The sequence below is a fragment of the Nocardiopsis sp. CNS-639 genome (genome assembly GCF_000381685.1).
In the GTDB taxonomy this organism is placed as follows: domain Bacteria; phylum Actinomycetota; class Actinomycetes; order Streptosporangiales; family Streptosporangiaceae; genus Nocardiopsis; species Nocardiopsis dassonvillei.
Map to the genome: position 1 here is coordinate 333,573 of NZ_KB906857.1, position 21,920 is coordinate 355,492.

General features: G+C 73.6%; 19 protein-coding genes. 5 read left to right on the forward strand and 14 right to left on the reverse strand.

Annotation, left to right across the window (positions count from 1 at the left end):
• From G011_RS0108895 to moeZ, 8 genes are all read right to left on the reverse strand, one after another.
• Nucleotides 1-684, reverse strand: a complete 684-nt coding sequence (locus tag G011_RS0108895) for a phosphonatase-like hydrolase (protein WP_013154821.1) — start codon at nucleotides 682-684, stop codon at nucleotides 1-3.
• Nucleotides 685-686: 2 nt separating this feature from the next.
• The gene (locus tag G011_RS0108900; protein ID WP_019608160.1) at nucleotides 687-1,802 is read right to left on the reverse strand and encodes a TIGR03364 family FAD-dependent oxidoreductase; all 1,116 of its coding nucleotides are present in this window, start codon (nucleotides 1,800-1,802) and stop codon (nucleotides 687-689) included.
• Between the two features lie 158 nt (nucleotides 1,803-1,960).
• Nucleotides 1,961-2,743 carry a GntR family transcriptional regulator gene (locus G011_RS0108905; protein WP_013154824.1) on the reverse strand — a complete coding sequence of 261 codons (783 nt, stop codon included), beginning with the start codon at nucleotides 2,741-2,743 and terminating at the stop codon, nucleotides 1,961-1,963.
• Nucleotides 2,744-2,793: 50 nt separating this feature from the next.
• Nucleotides 2,794-6,204 (reverse strand): ATP-dependent helicase, encoded by a 3,411-nt coding sequence (locus G011_RS0108910; RefSeq protein WP_019608162.1) that lies wholly within the window; start codon nucleotides 6,202-6,204, stop codon nucleotides 2,794-2,796.
• Nucleotides 6,197-9,397 (reverse strand): UvrD-helicase domain-containing protein, encoded by a 3,201-nt coding sequence (locus tag G011_RS0108915; RefSeq protein ID WP_019608163.1) that lies wholly within the window; start codon nucleotides 9,395-9,397, stop codon nucleotides 6,197-6,199. The genes G011_RS0108910 and G011_RS0108915 overlap by 8 nt, the downstream gene beginning before the upstream one ends.
• Before the next feature lie 86 nt (nucleotides 9,398-9,483).
• On the reverse strand, nucleotides 9,484-9,810 hold the full coding sequence (locus G011_RS0108920) for an MGMT family protein (protein ID WP_013154827.1): 327 nt from the start codon (nucleotides 9,808-9,810) through the stop codon (nucleotides 9,484-9,486).
• A gap of 76 nt (nucleotides 9,811-9,886) precedes the next feature.
• On the reverse strand, nucleotides 9,887-10,273 hold the full coding sequence (locus G011_RS0108925; protein WP_019608164.1) for an SPW repeat protein: 387 nt from the start codon (nucleotides 10,271-10,273) through the stop codon (nucleotides 9,887-9,889).
• Between the two features lie 185 nt (nucleotides 10,274-10,458).
• Nucleotides 10,459-11,622 carry an adenylyltransferase/sulfurtransferase MoeZ gene (moeZ, locus tag G011_RS0108930; protein WP_013154829.1) on the reverse strand — a complete coding sequence of 388 codons (1,164 nt, stop codon included), beginning with the start codon at nucleotides 11,620-11,622 and terminating at the stop codon, nucleotides 10,459-10,461.
• Between the two features lie 282 nt (nucleotides 11,623-11,904).
• On the opposite strand from moeZ, the gene G011_RS0108935 reads away from it, so the two are divergent.
• The 3 genes from G011_RS0108935 to G011_RS0108945 all read left to right on the forward strand — a co-directional run bounded on the left by G011_RS0108935 (nucleotide 11,905) and on the right by G011_RS0108945 (nucleotide 14,126).
• Complete coding sequence (locus tag G011_RS0108935) at nucleotides 11,905-12,129, forward strand: hypothetical protein (RefSeq protein WP_013154830.1); 225 nt, start codon at nucleotides 11,905-11,907, stop codon at nucleotides 12,127-12,129.
• A gap of 264 nt (nucleotides 12,130-12,393) precedes the next feature.
• Nucleotides 12,394-13,032 (forward strand): TetR/AcrR family transcriptional regulator, encoded by a 639-nt coding sequence (locus tag G011_RS0108940; RefSeq protein ID WP_013154831.1) that lies wholly within the window; start codon nucleotides 12,394-12,396, stop codon nucleotides 13,030-13,032.
• 296 nt (nucleotides 13,033-13,328) lie between these two features.
• Complete coding sequence (locus G011_RS0108945; RefSeq protein WP_019608166.1) at nucleotides 13,329-14,126, forward strand: mechanosensitive ion channel family protein; 798 nt, start codon at nucleotides 13,329-13,331, stop codon at nucleotides 14,124-14,126.
• Nucleotides 14,127-14,231: 105 nt separating this feature from the next.
• Here the strand turns inward: G011_RS0108945 and G011_RS0108950 are convergent, their stop codons facing one another.
• The 3 genes from G011_RS0108950 to G011_RS0108960 form a co-directional block, all read right to left on the reverse strand.
• Entirely contained in the window at nucleotides 14,232-14,474 is a 243-nt protein-coding gene (locus G011_RS0108950) for a hypothetical protein (protein ID WP_013154833.1), read from the reverse strand.
• 271 nt (nucleotides 14,475-14,745) lie between these two features.
• Nucleotides 14,746-15,057 carry a DUF6401 family natural product biosynthesis protein gene (locus G011_RS0108955; protein ID WP_013154834.1) on the reverse strand — a complete coding sequence of 104 codons (312 nt, stop codon included), beginning with the start codon at nucleotides 15,055-15,057 and terminating at the stop codon, nucleotides 14,746-14,748.
• A gap of 161 nt (nucleotides 15,058-15,218) precedes the next feature.
• The gene (locus G011_RS0108960) at nucleotides 15,219-15,902 is read right to left on the reverse strand and encodes a ferritin-like fold-containing protein (protein ID WP_019608167.1); all 684 of its coding nucleotides are present in this window, start codon (nucleotides 15,900-15,902) and stop codon (nucleotides 15,219-15,221) included.
• A gap of 561 nt (nucleotides 15,903-16,463) precedes the next feature.
• On the opposite strand from G011_RS0108960, the gene G011_RS0108965 reads away from it, so the two are divergent.
• Nucleotides 16,464-18,014 carry a DEAD/DEAH box helicase gene (locus G011_RS0108965; RefSeq protein WP_019608168.1) on the forward strand — a complete coding sequence of 517 codons (1,551 nt, stop codon included), beginning with the start codon at nucleotides 16,464-16,466 and terminating at the stop codon, nucleotides 18,012-18,014.
• Between the two features lie 188 nt (nucleotides 18,015-18,202).
• On the forward strand, nucleotides 18,203-19,075 hold the full coding sequence (locus tag G011_RS0108970; protein WP_019608169.1) for an alpha/beta fold hydrolase: 873 nt from the start codon (nucleotides 18,203-18,205) through the stop codon (nucleotides 19,073-19,075).
• An 86-nt stretch (nucleotides 19,076-19,161) separates the two neighbouring features.
• Here the strand turns inward: G011_RS0108970 and G011_RS0108975 are convergent, their stop codons facing one another.
• The 3 genes from G011_RS0108975 to G011_RS0108985 all read right to left on the reverse strand — a co-directional run bounded on the left by G011_RS0108975 (nucleotide 19,162) and on the right by G011_RS0108985 (nucleotide 21,894).
• Entirely contained in the window at nucleotides 19,162-20,181 is a 1,020-nt protein-coding gene (locus tag G011_RS0108975; RefSeq protein ID WP_019608170.1) for an MBL fold metallo-hydrolase, read from the reverse strand.
• Between the two features lie 110 nt (nucleotides 20,182-20,291).
• Nucleotides 20,292-21,167 carry a PHP domain-containing protein gene (locus G011_RS0108980; protein WP_019608171.1) on the reverse strand — a complete coding sequence of 292 codons (876 nt, stop codon included), beginning with the start codon at nucleotides 21,165-21,167 and terminating at the stop codon, nucleotides 20,292-20,294.
• Between the two features lie 61 nt (nucleotides 21,168-21,228).
• Nucleotides 21,229-21,894: a DUF6758 family protein gene (locus G011_RS0108985; RefSeq protein WP_013154840.1), complete on the reverse strand. Its 666-nt coding sequence runs from the start codon at nucleotides 21,892-21,894 to the stop codon at nucleotides 21,229-21,231.
• Nucleotides 21,895-21,920: the final 26 nt, after the last annotated feature.

Below are 21,920 nucleotides of genomic sequence, written 5' to 3' on the forward strand. Positions count from 1 at the left end.
TCAGCCCTCCCTCGACGCGAGCAGTCCGGGCAGGTCCGCCACGCCGTCCAGGACGTGGGTGGCCCCGGCCGCGCGCAGGGCGTCGTCGTCGTGGGCGCCGGTGCGGACCCCGGCGGCGACCGAGGCCCCCGCGCTCAGCCCGCTGCGGATGTCGGAGGCGGTGTCGCCGACGACGGCGACGGCGGCCACGGAGGAGACCCGCGCGCGCAGGGCGGCCGTGAGCACCATGTCGGGGTGGGGGCGTCCGCGCCCGCCCGCGTCGGCGGGGCACAGGACGAGGTCGGCGGCCTCCCGCCAGCCCAGGGCGCTCAGGATGCGCTCCTGGGTGTCGCGGGAGAAGCCTGTGGTCAGGGCGGTCGTGCGGCCCTGGGCGCGCAGCTCGCGCAGGGCGTCCTCGGCTCCGGGCAGGGGCGCGCAGCGGCCCTCGTCCACCAGGCGGGCGTAGGCACGCTCGAAGGCGCGGTTGGCCTCCTGGGCGCGGTCCTCGTCGCCGCACAGGTGGCGGAAGACGGTGATCTTGGACTCGCCCATGGTGGCGCGCACGTACGCGGCGGCCTCGGGGGTGTGGTCGGGCAGGGCCGCCTCGAAGGCCGCCTCGACGAGGCCGTCGTCGGCGACGGTGGTGCCCGCCATGTCCAGGACGACGAGTTCGACGGGCGGGGCGGGGACGGTGGTGGAGTGCATGGTTACCAGCCCAGTTCGTTGGCGGTGGTCTCGGCGATGGCCGGGGAGCAGGTCATCCCCCGCCCGCCCGGTCCGGTGACCAGCCAGGCGTCGGGGCCCACGGGGGCGCGGTGGACGACCCGGGAGGGGTCGGCGCACTGGGCGTAGACGCCCGCCCAGCGCTGGCGGATCGGGGGCAGCGGTCGGCCCAGGAGGCGGCTGGCGACCCCGGCGAGGTGCTCGTAGGGGTCCTCGGCGGTGTCGAAGGAGAAGGGCGCGTCGTACTCGTGGGTGTCGCCGATGGTCAGGGAGCCGTCGGCGCGCTGGACCATGAGCAGCTGCATGCGGTGGTCGCGCGCGGTGGGCGGTTGGGGCTGGGCCTCGTTGAGGGCGTCCAGCTCGGGGCCCCGGTAGGCGGGGTAGTAGCGGAAGCTGTCGCCGTCGGCGACGGAGGTGGTGAGGGTCTCGCCCAGGGGCTCGGTCTGCGCCATCTGGAGGCGGACGCGGCGCACGGGCAGGTCGGGGACGAGTTCGCGGACCAGGCCGCCGAGCCAGGCGCCGGTGCACAGGACGACGGCGTCGCCCCGGTGGACCTGCCCGTGGTCGTCGCGGACGGCGCCCGGTCCGGCCAGGTCGCGGACCTCGCGCCCGGTCAGGAGGGTGTAGCGGCCGCTGCGGCCGAGTTCGGCCTGGAGGGCGGCCTGGGCGGTGCGGGGTTCGACCTGGGCGTCGCTGCGGCACCACAGGGCGCCGAGGTGGTCGCCGCGCAGGGCCGGGTTGACCTCGCGGGTCCGCTCGGGGTCGAGGAGTTCGTAGCCGCGCTCGGCGGCTTCGGAGCCCCGGGCCGCCGCCTCGGCCACGGCCAGTTCGTGGTCGGTGGTGGCGACGGTGAGGGATCCGGAGGCCCGGAAGCCCAGGGCGGGGACGCGTTCGGCGATCTCCTGCCACAGGACGCGGGCCCGGCGGGCGGCCTCCAGCTCGGGGCCCGGGGCGCGTCCGCCGACCCAGACGAGGCCGAAGTTGCGGACGGAGGCGCCGCGGGCGGCCGCCTCCCGTTCGAGGTGGACGACCTCGTGACCTCGGGAGACGGCGTGCCAGGCGTGCATGGTGCCGAGGACTCCGGCACCGACGATGATCACTCGCATGGTTCGAGGTTCGCCGGTGCGGATGGAGACGACCGAGCGCGGCGGGGACGTCCCGGTGAACCGGGGTCAAACTTTGGACCAGACCCGTTATCTTTTCGATACAAAAGCGCCCGGCGGACGGGCCGCGGTCCGGTGCCCGCCGGCGGACTCCCCTACTCGCGCCCGTCCCCGGCCAGGTGGACGCTGAAGCTGAACCGGTCGCCCCGGTAGAGCGAGCGCACCCGTTCGAAGGGGCCGCCCTTCTCGTCCCGGGAGACGCGGTGGATGAGCAGCATCGGCAGCGCCGGAGGGGTACCGATGAGCAGGGCCTCGCGCGGGGTGGCCAGCACGGTCTCCAGGCGCTCGTCGGCGTCGCCGAACGTGATGCCGACCCTGTCGGCGAGGTAGCCGTAGAAGGTGGAGTCCGGGTCGAAGTCCACGTCCAGGCGGGGCACGCGCGCCACCGCGATGTAGGTGGACTCCAGCCCCACCCGCTCGTCGTCGGCCAGCAGCACCCGCTCCAGGTGCCAGACCGGCTCGCCCGGGCTCAGGTGCAGCTCCTCGGCCAGCCGGGGCGGGCACGGCCAGCTGCGCAGGTCGATGAGGGAGCGGCCCGGCCGCCGCCCCTGGCGGCGCACGCCCTCGGTGTAGCTGGCCAGGGACAGGGGCTGCTCCAGCTTGGGGCCGGCCACCACCGTGCCGCGCCCGCGGCGGCTGAGCCTGCCCTCCAGCAGGAGGTCGCGCAGCGCCTGGCGGACCGTCTCGCGGGCCGCGCCGAAGCGCTCGGCCAGCTCGCGTTCGGTGGGCAGCGGCTGGCCCACCACCAGCCCGGACACCAGCTCGGTGAGCTGTATCCGGACCGCGTAGTACTTGGGGACGCGCCCGTGCTCGGGGACGCCCGCGCGCACGGGGGCGCCGCTGTCCTGGGGGATTCCTGGGATCGACACGCGGGTCATTGTCCACCACACCGGTGAACGGACGGCGACCCGCGGTGGTGGCGGACCTCTCACCCGGGTTCGGGTACGGCGTCGATGAGCGCGGCCAGTCCCTCGGCGTCGAGCAGGTCCGCGGGGCGCACGGTCAGCCCGGCCCGCACGTAGTGGAAGGCGGCGCTCACCTCCTCCAGCGCGACCCCGGCCAGGTCGGCCCAGGCCAGCCGGTAGGCGGCCAGCTGCACGCCCACGGCGCGGCGCTCGGGGCCGTTGCCGGGCGGGCTCCCGGTCTTCCAGTCCACCACGTCGTAGCGGCCGGAGGCGGGGTCGTGGAAGACCGCGTCCATGCGCCCCCGCACGAGCCGGTCGCCGATGACCGTCTCGAAGGGCACCTCCACCTCGACGGGCACGCGCGAACCCCACTCGCTCTCCTCGAAGCGGCTCTGGAGGTCGGCGAGGTCCTCGTCCCGGCCCGCCGTCTCGTCGGCGGCGCCGGGCAGCTCGTCCAGCAGGGCGGCGCGCTGGCCGAACCGCTGCTCCAGCCAGGCGTGGAACGCGGTGCCCCGGCGCGTGTGCGGCGCGGGCGGGCGCGGCAGCGGCCTGCGGATCTGCCGGGCCAGGGCGGAGGGGTCGCGGGCCAGCCACACCATGGACGACACCGACAGGTGCGCGGGCAGTTCGACCTGGACCGTGCCGTCCCCGGATCCCGGCCCCTCGGCGCGGCGGTGGGCGAGCAGCAGCTCGGTGTCGCGCTCCCAGCCCCCGATGCGGCGGCGCAGCCCGGGCGGCGGCGCGGCCTCCTCCGCGGGGTCGGCCTCCCCCGCGAGCAGGCGGGCGCGGGCGCGCTCGACCATGGCCGCGCCCTCGGCGATCTGGGCGCGGCGCAGGGCGGCGGGATCAGGCTCCCCGTCCTTCCCCTCCTCCAGGCGGTCGGACGGCGGCCACACGGCGGAGCCCTCTTCCTCGTCGTGCGGGTTGGTCTCGCCGTCCTCGGGTGGAGGCGCCCACTGGACAACCTTCCCAGCCCCCCGCTCGCAGGCCTCCCGGACCTCCTCCAGGAACACCGACGGCCCACGCGGCGAACTGCCGGTCCTGCCCCACCAGTGACCGGTGCACACCAGCGCGAAGGAGGCCCGGGTGACGGCGACGTAGGCCAGGCGCCGCTCCTCCATGAGGTGGCGGTCGGCCTCGGCCTGCTTGAAATCGGCGATGGCGTCCTTGTCTACCCCCGTGAGTCTGGGCAGGCTGTCGCGGTCGCCACGCAGCGGGTAGGGCAGCAAGTGCTCCGCCCTGACCCAGGCCAGGGAGTCGCGGGCCTTGGCCGGGAACAGCGGAGCCTTCTGCCCTGCGCTCACACCAGGCACGACTACGACCGGCCACTGCAGACCCTTGGCGCCGTGCATGGTCATGAGCTTGACGCTGTCGGAACCGCCAACGCGCTCACCCGGAGCCAGACCGCTCTCGTTCTCCTCGGCGGCGTTGAGATAGCTCAGGAAGCTGCCCAGCGTGGGGTCCTCGCTGTTGCCGACGAAGCGGACCGCGTGGTCGATGAAGGCGTCCAGGTCGGCGCGGGCGGACAGGGGGTCGCGGCCGGTGCGAGCGCCCACCTCGATGTCCAGGCCGAGCATCCGCTCAATATCGGTGACCAGATCGGGCAGCGGCTGGCCCACGAGCTTGCGCAGGGAGCGCAGCTCCTCGGCGAGGCGACCGAGGCGCTCGTAGGCGACCGCAGAGTAGTTCTCGGCGGGGCCGGGGTCGTCCACGGCGTCCACCAGGCTGCCGCTCTCGGCGGTCAGGTCCAGGACCGTGCGACGCAGGATGTCGTCGTCGGGTTCCTCATCAGGGCCGGGCGAGGTGAGGTCGCGCCGGGTCTGGCGGGCCAGCTCGGCGGCGCGGGCCCCGAGGGCGGCCAGGTCGCGCGGGCCCAGCCGCCAGCGCGGGCCGGTGAGGAGACGGGCGAGCTCGTTCCCAGCTGAGGCGTCGTGGACCACGCGCAGGGTGGCGATGATGTCGCGGACCTCGGGCACCATCATGAGCCCGCCTAGGCCGACCACCTCCACGGGAATGCCGCGTGCCTCCAGGGCTTCGCGCAGCGGCGGGAACTGGGAGCGCTTTCGGCACAGTACTGCGACGTCACCGGGGCTGGTTCCGCCGTCCTCAGCACTGCCGGACTCGCCCTCGGGCCAAGGTAGGAAGTCCGGCGCCACGTGGGCGCTGCCCGCAGCGTCCGGCTCGGCGTGGACCAGACGGTACACCTGGTCGGCGATCCAGGCCGCCTCCTCGGTCTCGGTGCGGAACAGGGCGGCCATGGCGGCGCCCCGGCCACGGCGGGCGGGGCCCGGGTGCAGGACGGGGACGTCGCGGGCCTCGGCGCGTAGTTCCTCGGAGATTCGCTCAGCCACACCCAGAACGCGCTCACCGTTGCGGAAGCTGGTGGACAGACGGCGCACGGGAGCCGGGCGGCCGGGGGCCGCTGGGAAGTCGGTAGGGAAACGTGTGAGGTTGGCCGCGATCGCACCACGCCAACCGTAGATGGACTGGCAGGGATCACCGACGGCCGTTACCGGGTGACCCTCACCGAACAGGGAGCGCAGCAGGACGAGCTGAGCGTGGCTGGTGTCCTGGTACTCGTCCAGCAACACCACCCGGAACCGTCCCCGCTCGATGAGCCCGACCTCGGGGTGATGCTCGGCGATACGGGCGGCCAGTGCCATCTGGTCGCCGAAGTCCATGGCCTCCCGGGCATGCTTGGCGTGGTTGTAACGCTCCACGAGCGGCAGGAGCTGCTCGCGTCTGCGCTGGGTGTCGGCCAGGTCCCGGGTGGGCGCGGTGGGCCTACGGGCCATGACGTCCAGGCCCGCCTGGATCCACCGACCGATGCCGCGCACCTGGTCGGTGGTGGCCAGGTGGTCGGCGATCTCCCCGGACAGGTGCAGCACCCGCTGGGTGACGGTGTCAGCCCCGACCGTGATCAGGTCCATGGGGCCGTCGTACTCGCCGACGACGCGGGCGGCGATCTGCCAGGCCTGCCCCTCGCTGAGCAGCCGGGAGGTGGGCTCGACGGCCTCGCGCAGGGCGTGGTCGGCGACGATGCGCCCGGCGTAGGCGTTGTAGGTGGACACAGTGGGCTCGCCGTCGAGCAGCTCCTCGGGCAGCTGTTCGGTGGCGCGCAGCTGCTCCAGGCGTTTGCGCACGCGCTCGGCCAGCTCGGCGGTGGCCTTGCGGGTGAAGGTCAGGCCGAGGATCTGCTCGGGGCGCACGTGGCCGTTGGCGACCAGCCACACCACGCGCGAGGCCATGGTCTCGCTCTTGCCGGACCCGGCGCCCGCGATGACCACGCCCGGCTCCAGCGGGGCGCAGATGACCTCGGACTGCTCGGCGGTGGGCTCGGGCTGGCCGAGGAGGCGGGCGAGTTCCGGGGGCGAGAAGCGGGGAAGGGGCGGGGTTCGGGGTTCGGGGCGGGGGTGGGGGTGGGTTTCAGACATGTCTGCCCTCGTCCTGAACCGGGCAGCAGGCGCGCACGGCGCACGCATTACAGCCCTTGTTGCGTGTGGCGGTGAAGCGGGATCCGCCCATGCCGGTGGCGACCTCGCGCACCAGCGTCCCGGCCCATCCGGGGTCGGGGTCCTCGCCGAGCGGAACCTGGGGTTGCTCGCGTGCCTCGTGCTTGAAGGCGGCCCCGCCGACCTGCACGAGCGCGGCGCCGCCCGGCTCGGTGAGGCCGAGCTTGGCGAAGGCGCCCTTGAGCACGGCCATCTGGTAGACGCCGAGCTGGGGGTGGCGGGCCAGGTCGTCGGCCTTGTTCTTCCCGGTCTTGATGTCCACGACCACGGCCCTGCCCTGGCCGTCGCGTTCGAGGCGGTCCACGCGGCCGGTGATCTCGATGCCGCCCACGTCCACCCGGAAGCCCTCCTCGGTGACGACGAGTTCGCGGTCGTTGGCGGCCTCCCAGTCCACGAGCTTGCGGACCATCGTGTCGGCGCGGTCGCGCTGCGCCCTGGCCTGCCAGGGGCCGCCGAAGTCCAGGTCGGCCCAGATCTCGTCCATGCGCCCGCTGATCTCGTCGGGGGTGCTGCCCTGGGCGACCAGGACGGCGACCGCGTGCACGACGGTGCCCAGGGCCGAGGCGGAGTCGCCTGAGGAGGCCCCGGCGGCGCGTTCGAGGAGCCAGCGCAGCTGGCAGTTGGTGAAGCTCTCCACCTGGGAGGGCGAGACGCGGATGGTGTCCTCCTCCTCGGCCAGGGGCCGGTCGTCGGTGAAGGGGGTGAGCGCGTACCACTCCGCGGGGTCGGCGCCGCGCACGCCCTCCTCGGCCAGGCGGGCCAGGTGGGTGGCGGCGGCCTCGCGCAGCGGTTCGGGAGCGCCGGGGTCGGTGACCACCGAGCGCAGGTCGGCGACGAGCGAGGGCAGGGACAGCCAGCGCAGGCCGGTGCTGACCGGCTCGGGCTCGCCCGCGCCCATCTCGGCCAGGAAGCGCGAGGGCCGCTCGTCGGTGTCCTCCCCGCCCACGGCGGTCACCACCAGGGTGCGGCGGGCGCGGGTGAGGGCCACGTAGAACAGGCGGCGCTCCTCGTCCAGGAGTTTGGAGGCCAGGGCCGCTCCGGAGGAGTCGGCGGAGTGCACGTCGGTGTCGACGAGTTCCTCCACGCCGAGCAGGGAGCCGCGCAGGCGCAGGTCGGGCCAGTCCCCCTCCTGGGCCCCGGCGACCACGACCAGGCCCCACTCCAGGCCCTTGGAGCGGTGGGCGGTGAGGATGCGCACCGCCTCGCCCTCGGGCGCGCGCTCGGCGAGGCTGTCGCCGGGAATCTCCTGGGCGGCGAGGTCCTCCAGGAACCCCGCGGGGCTGCCGGGGGGCAGCCGGTCGCAGTAGCGGGCGGCGCTCTCGAACAGGGCGACCACGGCGTCCAGGTCGCGGTCGGCTGCGGCGCCCCGGCGGCCCCCGGCCAGGCTGGCGCGCAGCAGGCGGTCGGCCAGGCCGCTGTCGCGCCACAGCTCCCACAGGAGCTGTTCGGCGTCGGCCCCCCTGGCGTTCAGGTCGCGGACGGTCCGCAGCGCCTGGGCGACACGGGTGGCAGGCGCGGCGATCTCGGGGTCGACGAGGGTGAGCTCGGCCGGGTCCCGCAGGGCGTCCACGAGCAGCTGTGAGGACGGCCGGTAGGCGCCGCCCCCCTCCGGGCCCGCCTCCTCCCGGGCGCCTTCCCGCGAGGCGTCCCCTTCCGGGGTTCCGCCGTGGGCGCCGCCGTCGTGGGCGCGGTCCAGGTCCAGGCGGCGCAGCGCGCGCACGAGCCTGCGCAGCCGTACCGTGTCGGCCTCGCCGAAGGGACTGGTGAGCAGTTCGCGCGCGGCGTCCTCGTCCAGCTCGGCCGGGGCCAGCCCGTAGCGGATCAGCGCGAGCATGGGGCGCACGATGGGCTCGGCGGCCACGGGCAGGTCGTCGGCGCCGACCGCGACCGGGACCGAGGCGGCGGTCAGGGCGCGGCGCAGCACCGGCAGCTGGCGGGTGGAGGAGCGCACGAGCACGGCCATGTCCGACCACGGGACGCCGTCCACCAGGTGGGCGCGGCGCAGGGTGTCGGCGATGACCGCGGCCTCCTGGGCGGCGCTGTCGGCCAGCAGCACGCGGACCTCGCCGTCGGGCACGCCCTCGGCGGGGGTCAGGTCGCGGTGCTCGTTGACGTGGCCGCGGGCGGAGGCGACCGCGGGCAGGCGCCGGGTCAGGCCGCGCGAGGCCGACAGCAGGGCGCGGCCGCTGCGGCGGCAGGTGCGCAGCGCGACCACGGGCGCCTCGGTGCGCCGCGCGGTCGGGAAGCGGCGCGGGAAGTCGAGGATGCCCCGCACCTCGGCCCCGCGGAAGGCGTAGATGGACTGGTCGGGGTCGCCGACCGCGACCAGGTCGCGGCCGTCCCCGGCCAGGGCGCGCAGGAGTTCCTCCTGGGCGGGGTCGGTGTCCTGGTACTCGTCGACGAACACCGCCTCGTGGGCGGCGCGCTCGCGTTCGCGGACCCCGGGGTCGGAGAGCAGGTTGGCGGCGACGCGCACGAGTTCGGCGTAGTTGAGCGTGGGCACGGGGGCGATGTCGAACCGGCCGGTGTAGCGGTCCAGGAACCCGGCCGCGGCCACCCAGTCGTCGCGGTCGCGCTCTCGGCCGAGCGCGGCCAGCTCGTCCGGGCCCATGCCGCGTTCCTGGGCGCGCATGAGGAAGTCGCGCAGCTCCTCGGCGAACCCGCGGGTCTCCAGGGCGGGGCGCAGGCGCTCGGGCCAGTCCGCGGCGCCGTCCAGGGCCTCGCCCCTCAGGAGTTCGCGGACCTCCATGAGCTGCTCGGGTCCCGAGAGCAGGCGCGGCGGCAGGTCGCCCATGCGCTGGAACTCGCGCCGGATCAGGGCGTAGGCGTAGCTGTGGAAGGTCAGGGCCAGCGGTTCGCGGGTGGTGCGGCGCAGCCGGGCGGTGATGCGCTCGCGCAGCTCCTGGGCGGCCTTGCGGCTGAAGGTGAGCACCAGCACGCGCGAGGGGTCCGTGCCCCGGTGGTCGATGCGGTCCACGACCGACTCGACGATCGTGGTGGTCTTGCCTGTCCCGGGACCGGCGAGCACCAGCAGGGGCCCGCCCTCGTGCTCGACCACGCGCCGCTGGTTCTCGTCCAGCACCGGCGGCGGCTGCACCTGGTGGGCGCGCCGCACGAGACGGTACGGAGATGTGTTCACACCCCCCAGTTCACCAGAGGGTGGCGACCATCCCGCACGTCATCCCCGCCACAGCGGACCGCTCAGCCCCCGCCCTCCCCGTCCCAGCGGGCCCTGCGCATGTCCACGCGATCGCTTGCGGGGCGCATGGGCGTGCCCTCCGCCGCGTAGTGGGACAGGGCGCGGACCTCGTTGCAGGAGGGCGGTCTGCCGTCCGCGCGCACCACGCGCCACCAGGCCACCGCACCGCCCCAGGAGGACATGACCGAGCCGACCTGGCGGGGTCCTCCCCTGCCGACGTACTCGGCGATGTCGCCGTAGGCCATCACCCGTCCCGGCGGGATCCGCTCGACCACCGCCAGGACCTCCTCGGCGTAGTCGTCCGGCCCGCCCTCCGCGTCCTCGAACACAGGCGGCAGCCTACCGGGGGCCGCCGACACGGCGGGGCCCGCCGCGGAGGCGGCCCCCGGCGCACGCGGTGTCCGGTCAGGCGGTGACCTGGTCGCCGTGCGCGCCCCAGGCGAGTTCGGGGTCGCGCCTGCGGGCCTGGCGCGCCTTGACGAGTCCGAACGCCCCCAGCAGCGCCACGACGGCGCCGAGGATCCACGCCGTCCAGGCTGCGGCGGTGAGGTCGGTGAAGCCCAGCAGCCACGGCATCACGAAGACCAGGACGCCGATCGCGAGGACGCCCGCCTCGCTCGACAGCGCCCCCGGACGCGTGATGGATACCACCGAGGCCACGATGACGCCCAGTCCGAGGACGAACATCGCTCCCCCGCCGAAGCCGTACATCCCGTGCCAGATCCAGCTCAGTCCCAGGGCCAGGCCGACGAGGATCGCCACCCAGTCCGCCCAGCGTCCCCTGCGTCCCATGGAGCCACCTCCCGAGGAGCGGGCCGCCGTCGGCCGACGGCCCCTGTCCCGACCCCTACCCATCAGGCGGGCTGAGCAGGCACGACGGCGGAACGCGGGGCGGGCCGGGGCCGGGGCGCGAACGCGGCGGGGCGGTGCCGGAAGTCGCCTCCCGGCACCGCCCCGTCCCCCGTCGGGCCCGTCCGTCAGTACTCGGGCAGGCTCGGGTCGACCTGGTTGATCCAGGCCAGGACGCCGCCGCCCACGTGGACGGCGTCGGAGAACCCGGCCGCGTGCACCGCGGCCAGCGCCTCGGCGGAGCGGACGCCCGACTTGCAGTGCAGGACGATGCGCCGGTCCTGCGGCAGCCGCTCCAGGGCCTTGCCGTTGAGGAACTCGCCCTTGGGGATGAGCGTGGCGCCCGGGATGCTGACGATCTCGTACTCGTTCTTCTCCCGGACGTCCACGAGGAAGATCTCCTCGGGCTTGTTGTCCAGCAGGTCCTTGAGCTCGCCCGCGGTGATCGTGGAACCGGCGGCGGCCTCGGTGGCCTCCTCCGACACGGCGCCGCAGAACGCCTCGTAGTCGATGAGCTCGGTGACCGGCTCGGTGTCGGGGTCCTTGCGGACCTTGACCTCGCGCCAGGTCATCTCCAGGGCGTCGAAGATGAGCAGGCGGCCCACCAGCGGCTCACCGATGCCGGTGATCAGCTTGATGGCCTCGTTCACCATGACCGAGCCGATGGAGGCGCACAGCACGCCCAGGACGCCGCCCTCGGCGCAGGAGGGCACCATGCCGGGGGGCGGGGGCTCGGGGTACAGGTCGCGGTACTGGGGCCCGTACTCGTTCCAGAAGACGCTGACCTGGCCGTCGAAGCGGTAGATCGAACCCCACACGTACGGCTTGTCGAGGATGACGCAGGCGTCGTTGACCAGGTACCGGGTCGCGAAGTTGTCGGTGCCGTCCAGGACCAGGTCGTAGTCGGCGAAGATCTCCAGCGCGTTGTCCGAGTCCAGGCGCTCCTGGTGCAGGATGACGCGGACGCCCGGGTTGATCTCCTTGATGCTGTCCCGGGCGGACTCGGCCTTGGGGCGGCCGACGTCGCTCTGTCCGTGGATGACCTGGCGCTGGAGGTTGGACTCGTCGACGACGTCGAAGTCGATGATGCCGAGCGTGCCCACGCCCGCGGCGGCCAGGTAGAGCAGCGCCGGGGAGCCCAGGCCGCCCGCGCCGACGACCAGGACCTTGGCGTTCTTCAGGCGCTTCTGCCCGTCCATACCCACGTCGGGGATGATCAGGTGACGCGAGTAACGGCGCACCTCGTCCACGGTCAGCTCGTCAGCTGGTTCCACCAGCGGCGGCAGCGACACGGTGACTCCTCATGTCTGTTCGGGTTGCTTCGCACCGCCCGTACCGCGGGGGCCACCGGGCGAGGGGGCGGGGAGGCGAAGCGTGCTTGCACTCATACCCAACCTAACGGGTGGGGTATTGCATTCCCGCCACCGGGAGGCGTGGAGCACACCCTTCGCGGGTCCGTCCCCGCTCGTCACAACCAACGCGGCGTGCGAGTTCATCCCGGGGGCCGCGCGTACCGGCCCGGGCGGCGGGTAGTGGTCGGGCGTACGCACGGCGACGACGTTGGGGAGGACCCCGTGGCACAGGAGAACCGTTCCGTGGGACGACGCCCGGCCGCCGGAGGGGACCCCGCGGCCGAGGTGCCCGAGGCCGACGCGGTCGAGCAGCGCGCGTCCGCCGGGGCCGACGAGGGCGGGGACGGGTGGGAGGACCCGCCGCAGGAGAGCTTCGAGCACGCCGCCGAGGCCGACGTGGTCGAACAGGCCCGCGAGGCGGGCCCGGACGACGAGGAGCGGCGCTGACGGGGTCTCCCCCGCCCGGGACCGCGCCCTTTTTCCTCCGCTTCCTCCCGGCCGCCGATCGCGGCCCTGACCACGTGTTCGGCCGGTGCCTCACCGTGCCCGCCCGGGGCCTCGACCGGCTTCCCGCTGCTCACGGGGAACCTACGCCGGAGTAGGATGAGGGGGACCGCTGTGGAGCGCGCCACTGGCCGCGCTCCGCGAGCACTAGCCACGCAGATGTCCGGTTATGGCGTGCATCTGCCATGCCGAGTTCGGAGGGTCGGTGTGACAGCTCCTTCAGACTCCCGCGCCCGGGGAACCCGTCTGCCCCGGGTCAGGCGCCGCCGCCAGCTCCTGGCCGCGGCCCAGGAGGTCTTCGTCGCGCGCGGGTACCACGCGGCGGCGATGGACGAGATCGCCGACCGCGCCGGAGTCAGCAAACCGGTCCTGTACCAGCACTTCCCCGGGAAGCTGGAGCTGTACCTGGCCCTGCTGGAGGAACACTCCGAGGTGCTGGTCGACAAGCAGCGCGAGGCCCTGGAGAGCACGGACGACAACCGCCAGCGCGTCATCGCGAGCTTTCGCGCCTACTTCGACTTCGTCGCGGGCGACGGCGAGGCCTTCCGCCTGGTCTTCGAGTCCGACCTGCGCAACCTCCCGGCCGTGCGGGCCAAGACCGAGGAGACCTTCCAGCGCTGCGCCGAGGCCATCGGCGAGGTGATCCGCCAGGACACCAGCATCTCCGACGAGGAGGCGCACCTGCTGAGCATCGGGCTGGTCGGCATGGCCGAGACCAGCGCCCGGTACTGGCTCAACAGCCGCGGCTCCGTGCCCAAGGACGCGGCCGAGCAGCTGGTGGCCCGCCTGGCCTGGCGCGGGATCAGCGGCTGGGACCTCCAGCGCGGCTCCGGCGAACAGGGCTAGGGGCGCGGCCGCACCCGCCGCCCGAAAGGCGAGGGCCCCCGTGCGCGCGGGGGCCCTCGCCTTTCCCGGTGCTCCCCGGAAAGCACCCCGGCACACGGAAAAGGGATTTCTTCCCACCGTCACGCAAGGAATGTCCCAAAAAAAGGTAATCACCTCCGCTTGCGTGGGACAAGCGATTCAATTGCCGCCCTCCGGGTATCGCCGGAATGAGAAGTAACGCACTTCTCTTCGCCGTATCCGCCCGGTCCTTCGCTTCGAAGCCCCGGCGGAGCAAGCGATTTGGGGGTGAAGACGTTATGGACATGGGTCAGGGCCTGTCGACGGCCTGGCAGGCGGTGGCGAGTTTCGTGCCTCTGCTGATCGGCTTCCTGGTGATCCTGGTCCTGGGATGGATCATCGCCTGGCTGGTGGGCAAGGCGGTCGCCAAGGGTCTGCACGGCGTCGGACTGGACCGCGCCCTGCACCGCGGAGGTGTGGGCGAGTACTTCGAGCGCAGCCGGTGGAGCGCCAGCGAGCTGTGCGGAAAGATCATCTACTACGTCGGGCTGCTGTTCGTGTTCACGCTCGCGTTCAGCGTCTTCGGACCGAACCCGATCAGCACGCTGCTCAACGACGTCATCTCCTGGATCCCGCGCGGCATCGTCGCGCTGGTGATCGTGGTGGTGGCCGCGATGATCGCCAAGGCGGTCCGCGACATCGTCTCCGGCGCGCTGGGCGGCCTCTCCTACGGCCGCTTCCTGGCCAACGCCGCGGGCGTGTTCATCCTGGCCCTCGGCGTCATCGCGGCGCTGAACCAGATGGGCGTGGCGGTGACCGTCACCGTGCCGGTGCTGATCGCGGTCCTGGCCACGATCGGCGGCATCCTCGTCGTCGGCGTGGGCGGCGGCATGATCGAGCCGATGCGCTCGCGCTGGTCCCGCTGGCTGGACGTGGCCGAGCGCGAGACCAACCGCATGAGCGAGGAGGGCAGCTACCGGGCCGGCCGCGAGGCGGCCCTGGGCCGTCCCGCGGACACCGAGCGCACGGAGCCGCGCCAGGGCGCGACCTCCCAGAGCGCGCGGCGCGGCATGGGCGGCGAGCCGCCCGCTCCGTAGCCGGGGCGCGGACACGCGACGAGGGCGGGGCCGTGGGGCCCCGCCCTCGCCGTGTGCCGTCAGGATCGCTCGGCGGGCCGGTGCGAACGGCCCGCGAGGCGCCTCCTAGAGGAATTCGGAGTCGCGCAGCTCCAGGCGGGAGAGGTGCTCGATCCGCCGGAAGGTCAGTACGACGGAGGCGATGATCGGGAGGAAGGCCAGCCAGAAAGCGGCGTTCCCGGGCCCGGTGAAGACCATCGACACCAGCGCGACGACGAAGATCAGTGCGAAAAGCGCGAAGTCGACGCGGTCCTGTTGGATCAGGACGCCGACCGGTGGGCGCGCCGCCCCATGCCGACCGCTCCTCATTCGCCTTCCTTTCTCGCGGCTCTGCGGGCCGCTCCGCAAGTTACGGTGTCCGTGGTCCGTTTTCCGGACCGACATAACACCGTCAGTCCCAGGTTGCATTCCGCAGGGCCCTGGTTCTGCCGCGGTGCGCCGGGCCGTGGTCGGCCGCTGTGGAGTCACCGGTACTTTTCAGCGTACGCCCGATGACGGGTTTCCACCGGAGAACGGGCAGGGGCGGGGGCCACGAGGAGCTTAGGTTGTGGACCACACCGTTCTGCGGACGCCACCAAACCTAGCGGACGAAACCGCGCTCCTTGGCCAGTCGGCAGATCGCGAGGATGCGCAGTGTCTCCCAGTCGTACTCGACCGCCTCGGAGTCCCAGCCCCGTTCGAGGCAGCCGTCAAGGAACCCGTGCAGGTAGGTGCCCAGGGTGCGGGCGTTGAGCACGCCGCCGGAGGAGGTGATGCCTTCGCACACCTGTGCGGCGTGCTGGTCCAGCTCAGCGCACATCCAGGGCTCGATCGGGGCGCCTAGGGGGCCGATCCGGTGGAAGTCACGGGTGAGTCCGGCCAGCGGATGGCGCACGGAGGTCCCACTGGGCATGGAAGTACCTACTCGCGTGGTCAGGAGACGGAAACTTCACTGATTTTACGGCCAGTGCCCAACGAATCGTCACGAAAGTGTTGGATATTACCCGCGCTTGACCAAGGTCGCACAGGTCCCGGTCAAGGACGGGCAAGGAATCGGGCCGCCGCGACAGCGGGTCAGGCGGTCAGCCCCATGGCCTTGAGGCGGTCGGAGTGGCGGTCGGTGAGCGAGGCGAACATCCGGCTGACCGCGGCGAGGTCGCCGAGCCCCGTGCCGTCCGCGGCGTGTCCGCCGTCCCCCGCCAGGAGCGCGGCGAGCCGGGGGCGCGAGACCGCCACCGCCTGCGCCTGGCTGAGCGCCTCGCCGACCAGGCGGCGCGCCCACAGGGACAGGCGCCCGACCAGCTTGGGGTCCTCCTCCACGGCGGCGCGCACCGTCGCGGAGACGAACTCGGCACGGTCGGTCTCGGCCAGCACGCCCTCGACCAGGGTGCGCGTGTCCTCGTCGGCCAGCTCGGCGACCTTGCGGTAGAAGTCCCCCGCGATGCCCTCGCCGACGTAGGTCTTGACCAGGCTCTCCAGCCAGCTCTGCGGCTCGGTCCTGTCGTGCCAGGCGTCCAGCGGCTCCACGAAGGGCTCCATAGCCTCCTCGGGCACGACGCCCAGCTCCTCCAGCCGGTCGCGCAGCGACTGGTAGTGCGCCTGCTCGGTGGCGGCGAGGGCGGCCAGCTGACCCTTGGAGCGCAGCGACGGGGCCAGGCCCGCGTCGTCGGCGAGGCGGAAGAAGGAGCCGAGCTCCGCGTAGGCGAGCAGGCCGAGCAGGTCGATCACGCCGGGCTCGGCGGAGGGGCCGTGGGTCATGCCCGTCAGGGTATCGCCAGGCCGCCCGGGCGCCGAACCGGGGACTAAACGGACCGAAGGCACGGTTGTACACGCCGGGAGCGGGTACGGTCCAAGCCGTCCACAGCCCGGTGAACTGGTATGTCCACCTGGCGAGTCACCAGCTAGACTCTGCGTGATGACCGGTGTGTGCGCCCGACGCGGACATCTCCCTCACACACGCGGGATCTCCCACGTACCGGCGCCGCGGAGGCGGCGCCCGCACAGGCGCGGACCCCACCGACGGTGGCCCGGACCGCGCGAGGAACAACGACGAACCACGGATGCACCCCGTCCCGAGCGGGGACGGTCCCGATCCGCGGCCGGACAACCCCTGCGCCGCACGGGTCCTCACGGCAGCGCCACCGCACCGTTCCACGAGAGGAACGACCGGTGAGCCGCGCCCCCGCGGCGGCCAGGAGCCGTCCGCGACCGCATCCCGCCGCGGCCACGCCAACGTTGCGGCCCGCCAAGATGGAGGCTTGAGCCCTGAGCAGCACAGTAGAGACCACCAAACCCAAGACGACCTTCCGCGACCTCGGTGTGAGCACCGAACTCGCGGACGCCCTGGAGGCCGAGGGGATCATCGAGCCCTTCCTCATCCAGGAACTCGCCCTGCCGATCGCGCTGGGCGGCAGCGACATCATCGGCCAGGCCCGTACCGGCACCGGTAAGACCCTGGCCTTCGGCCTGCCCCTGCTCCAGCGGGCGCAGAAGGATCCCGGAACGCCCAAGCGGCCGCGCGCCCTGGTCGTGGTCCCCACCCGCGAGCTGGCCATCCAGGTCGCCGCGGACCTGACCACCGCCAGCAAGCGCAGCGGGACCCGCATCCTGACCGTCTACGGCGGCCGCTCCTACGAGCCGCAGGTCAACGGGCTCAAGGAGGGTACCGACGTCGTCGTCGGCACCCCGGGCCGCCTGCTGGACCTGGAGAAGCAGAAGCACCTGCGCCTGGACGGGGTGTCCGCGGTGGTGCTGGACGAGGCCGACAAGATGCTCGACCTGGGCTTCCTGCCCGACATCGAGCGCATCCTCACCAAGACCCCGGACGACCGCCAGACCATGCTCTTCTCGGCCACCATGCCGAGCGAGATCGTCTCCCTGTCGCGCAAGTACCTGCACCGTCCCACGCACGTGCGCGCGAGCGACGACGACGAGATCGACGGCTCGGCCATCACGGGGCAGATCACGCAGCACGCGTTCCGCACCCACCAGATGGACAAGATCGAGATGCTCGCCCGCCTGCTCCAGGCCAGCGACCACGGCCAGAGCATGGTCTTCTGCCAGACCAAGCGGGCCTGCGACCGGGTGGCGGGCGATCTGGAGGCGCGCGGGTTCGCCGTCGCGGCCGTCCACGGCGACCTGGGGCAGAGCCAGCGCGAGCGGGCCCTGCGGGCCTTCCGCAACGGCAAGATCAACATCCTGGTCGCCACCGACGTGGCCGCCCGGGGACTGGACGTGGACGACGTCACGCACGTGGTCAACTACGAGACCCCCGAGGACGAGAAGACCTACACGCACCGCATCGGCCGCACCGGCCGGGCCGGGCGCAGCGGCACCGCCGTCACCTTCGTGGACTGGCAGGAGATGCCGCGCTGGAAGCTGATCAACGGCGCCCTCGGCCTGCCCTTCCACGAGCCGGAGGAGACCTACTCCACCTCGCCGCACTTCTTCGAGGCGCTGCGGATCCCGGCCGGCACCAAGGGCAAGCTGGCCGAGGACCGGCGTGACGATCACGCGGGCCTGGAGGCCGAGGAGATCGAGGACATCGGCGACACCGGTGTGGCGCGCGGCGAGCGCGGCGGCCGGCGGGGCCGGGGCCGCGTCGAGGGCGCGCGCTCGGGGAGCGGACGCGGTGAGAGCAACCGTGACGAGGGCGGGCGCGGTCGCGGCCGCAACCGTTCGCGGCGGCGCACCCGCGGCGGCCAGGGCACGGCCGGGACCGAGACCGCCCCGGGCGGGAGGGCCGAGAGCACGCCCGCGGCCCAAGAGGCGCCGCGCGAGGGCGCGGCCCCCTCCGACGAGGGCGCGCGCAGGGTACGGCGCCGCCGCCGCACCCGCGGCGCGGTCCGCAGGGACCCCGAGAACACCTGACCCCTTCCGGCGCCCGCCCGTGGCGGGCGTCGCGGCCGTGCGCCCCGCGCCCGTTCGCGGGGCCCTGGGACCGACGTCCGCGCCGGTCCCGGCCGTCGGCCACGGCCCGGGTTATCTCTGCCCGGGCCGGCGATCGTCTAGGGTGACCCGACGTGAGTACACCTCAGTTCCTCGACCTGCCACCGGGCGTGCGACGCGCCGATCTGAACCTGTCGTACGGTCCGGTGGCCGCCCTGCGGGCGCTGCCCACCTCCGGCGGCCCCGAACTCGCCCCCGCTGTCCTGGTGCACGGGTTCACCGGCAGCAAGGAGGACTTCATCGCCCTCCTCCAGAGCCTGGCCCAGGCCGGGCGGGAGGTGGTCGCGATCGACCTGCCCGGCACCTACGAGTCGCCGGGCCCCGAATCCCTCTCCCCTCCCCCGGGCATGCGCAGACCGGACTACGGCCTGCCCTCCCTGGGCGCGGTGGTCGCCGAGGTCATGGACCAGATCGGTGACGGCGGCCCCGTCCACCTGCTGGGCCACTCCTTCGGAGGGCTGGTCTCCCGCGAGGCCGCGCTGGTGGAGATGGCTCCGCTGGCCTCGCTCACCCTCCTGTGCTCGGGCCCCGGCGCCCTGAGCGGCCCGGGCGCGAACACGGCGAGCGCCCTCGTCGCCGCCGTGTCCATCAACCCCACCGCCGAGCGGCTCCGCGAGCTGTGGGAGGAGCAGTTCGACTCCGTGGCGCGGGCCCGCAGCCCCCGGTCCGAGATCCGCGACTTCCTGCGCGAGCGACTGCTCAGGAGCAGCGCCGTGGGCCTGATGCACATGGCCGAGGAGCTGGTGTCCGCGCCGGACCGCGTGGACGAGGTGGCCCGGGTGGAGGCCCCCAAGCTGGTCCTGTACGGCGAGAACGACGACGCCTGGCCGCTGGAGGAGCAGGACCGGATGGCCGAGCGGCTGGGCGCCAAGCGCCTCGTGGTGCCCGGCGCCGGTCACTCCCCCAACGTGGAGGCGCCCGAGACCGTCGCGAGCGCGCTGACCGCGTTCTGGAACGAGGCGGAGTCGGTGGGCCGCCGCTGACCCCGTCCCGCACGGCGACGGCCGCCGCCCCGTCCGGGCGACGGGGGCGGCGGCCGTGCGGGGGCGGGGCCCCGGAAGGTCCGTGCTCAGACCCAGGAGTCGAAGTTCTTGCCCTCGGCCGCCGTGGTGGTGGCGGGACCGCGGTCGGGCAGGATGCGCGTGTCCGGGGGCAGGGACAGCAGCGCCTCGCCGATGGAGGCGAGCTGCGTGGTGTAGTCGATGTAGGTGTTGCCGACCATGCCGGGCTCGCCCTTGCGCAGGGTGTCGCCGCCGAAGACGACACCACGCTCGCTGACGTAGTAGCCGACGGTGCCGGGGGAGGTGCCGGGCAGGGCCAGGACGTCGATGTGCAGCTTGCCGATGTCGAGGGCGCCCTGGCCCTCCACCTCGATCTCGGGGCGGTGCTCGGCGCCGTGGTGGCGGCGCCAGGCGCGCATCTCGCGGGGGTGCAGCGCGATGGGGGCCTCGGACTCCTCGGCGACCTTGATGGCCGACTCGATGTGGGGGCTGTAGGCGTTGGTGCAGGCCACCAGGTAGACCTCGCGCTCACCGATGGCCGCCAGGATAGCCTCGGCGTCGTGGCCGGGGTCGATGACGACGACGCCCTCGTCGTCGGCGTCGATGATCCAGGTGTTGCTGACGACCGGGTACTCCTCGCCGTCGAACTCGAAGGTCCCGGCGGTGCGCACGCGCGTGATGCCGTCCTCGTCGGGGCCGGTCACTCCGGCCTCCTCACCCTCGTCGGCGAAGACGTCGGCCTTCACCGGCGCCTCGTCCTCCTCGTCATCGGACTCGTCGTCCGCGTCGGAGTCCTCGGACCCGTCCGCATCCCCGGCCTCCTCCGACTTCTCGTCGGCGGCGGAGTCCTCGGCGACCTCGTCCTTCTCCGCCTCGGTGAGCTCCCCGGCGTCGACGGCGGGCTCCGCGGCGCCGTCGTCGGCGGCCTCGGCGGCGGCCTCAGCGGTCCCGGCCGGGTCCTTGGCCCCGTCCTCCGCGACCCCGTCCCCGCTGGCGGCGGTGGTCTCCTCGCGCTCCGCCGCGGCCTCCGCAGCGGAATCGGTGGCCTCCTGGCCCTCCTGCTTCTTCGACTTCCGATTCCAGAACACGGCTCAGACCTCTCGACTTCGTCCGGGTATGGGTGGTTGCGCTGCGACCATTGTCGCGCTCCCGCACAGTGGTCGGTACCGTACCGGACGCCGGGACGAGGACACGCGGTTCACCCGCGCAGAAGGGGGACCCCCGTCGCGGGCGCCACCAGCCGTTCGAACGCCTCCGGGTCGGTGGTCCTGCACCCCAGGCGGCGGCCGGTGAGGCTTCCGTGGTCGTCGCTGGAGCCGGTGACCAGCACGCCCAGCTCCTCGGCCACGCCCCGCCAGTGACGGGCCTGGTGCCGGTTGTGCGAGGGGTGGTCGGCCTCGATCGCCCCCAGGCCCGCCCCGGCCATGCGCTCCACGAGTTCGAGGGGGACCGCGCCGTTGAGGGCGCCCTCCGCCCGTCCCGGGTGCGCCAGCGAGCAGACCCCGCCCGCCGCACGGACCAGCTCCACCGCGCGGACCGGGTCGATCGCGTACCGCGAGACGTAGGCCGGGCCGCCGGAGCCGATCCAGCGGTCGAAGGCGTCCTGCACGTCCTTGGCCGCGCCCGCCTCCACGATCGCGCGGGCCAGGTGCGGGCGGCCGATCGTGTTGGCGTCGGCGTACTCGTCGCGGCCGGCGCCCGCGATCTCCAGTACCCGCTCCCAGGTGACGTCGACCCCGTTCTCGTGGAGCTTGCGGACCATCTCCTCGGCGCGGGAGGCGCGGTCGGAGCGGACCCGGCGCAGTTCACCGTCGAGGGCGGGGTCGTCGGGGTCGAACAGGTAGCACACCAGGTGGACGCTGGACCCCGCGTGGGCGCAGGAGAGCTCCATCCCGGGGACCAGGGTGAATCCGGGGGGCAGGTTCTGGGCCGCCTCCCCGATGCCGCCGACCGTGTCGTGGTCGGTGAGGGCGAGCACGTCGAGACCCGCGGCGACCGCGTGCTCGACGACTTCGGCGGGCGTGTCGGTTCCGTCGGAGACCGAGCTGTGGGCGTGCAGGTCGATACGTGTCACCGGGCGATTGTACGTAGGGCGCGGTCCGGCGCGCTCGGCCGGGGCGAGACCCCTCGCCGGTTCAGTCCGGATCCCGCCGGGGTGCCAGGGCCTGGGTGAGGAAGGGGCTGGGGGCGCCGAAGGGCGGTTCCAGGGAGAGCCCGCCGTCACGGATGTCGCGCAGGTCCCGGAGGGAACCGATCTCGCACATGAGCACGCCGGTGTCGGCGGAGGCGAAGACCAGCCACAGCCACTGGGCGAGCGCCTCGCCGGTGTAGACGGCGCGGTCGGGGCCCACGTCCAGGCTCCACAGGGCGATCTCGTGACCGTCGAAGCGCACCTTGGCGTCGGCGGCGGAGGCGTCGAAGCCGTCGCCTGGGTCGGGGCCCTCCAGCCCGGCGAGGCGGGCGCCGAGCCCGATCCCCGGGTCCTCGGCGACGATGACCACCTCGCCGACACCGCCGACCAGGTCGGGTCCGGAGAGGGCCACGGCCGTGGCGAGGGCGCCGCTGCGGTCGTCACCGGCCTCGGCGAAGCCGGTGACCACCCAGTTGGCGGGCAGCGGCCAGGGGATCCAGACCGGGACGTGCGCCTGGGGCAGGAGTGCCTCCAGCGCGGCCGCCCCGGGGGCGCGCACCTCCTGGAGGGGCGCCACCGGCCCGTGGGCGTCACACTGCCAGGCGCTGGTCCACAGCCCCGGAGGCTGGACCGCGCGCCCGCAACGGGGACACGTGGGCTCGGACTTCATGCTGCTCAGGGGTCTACCCGAGGGGA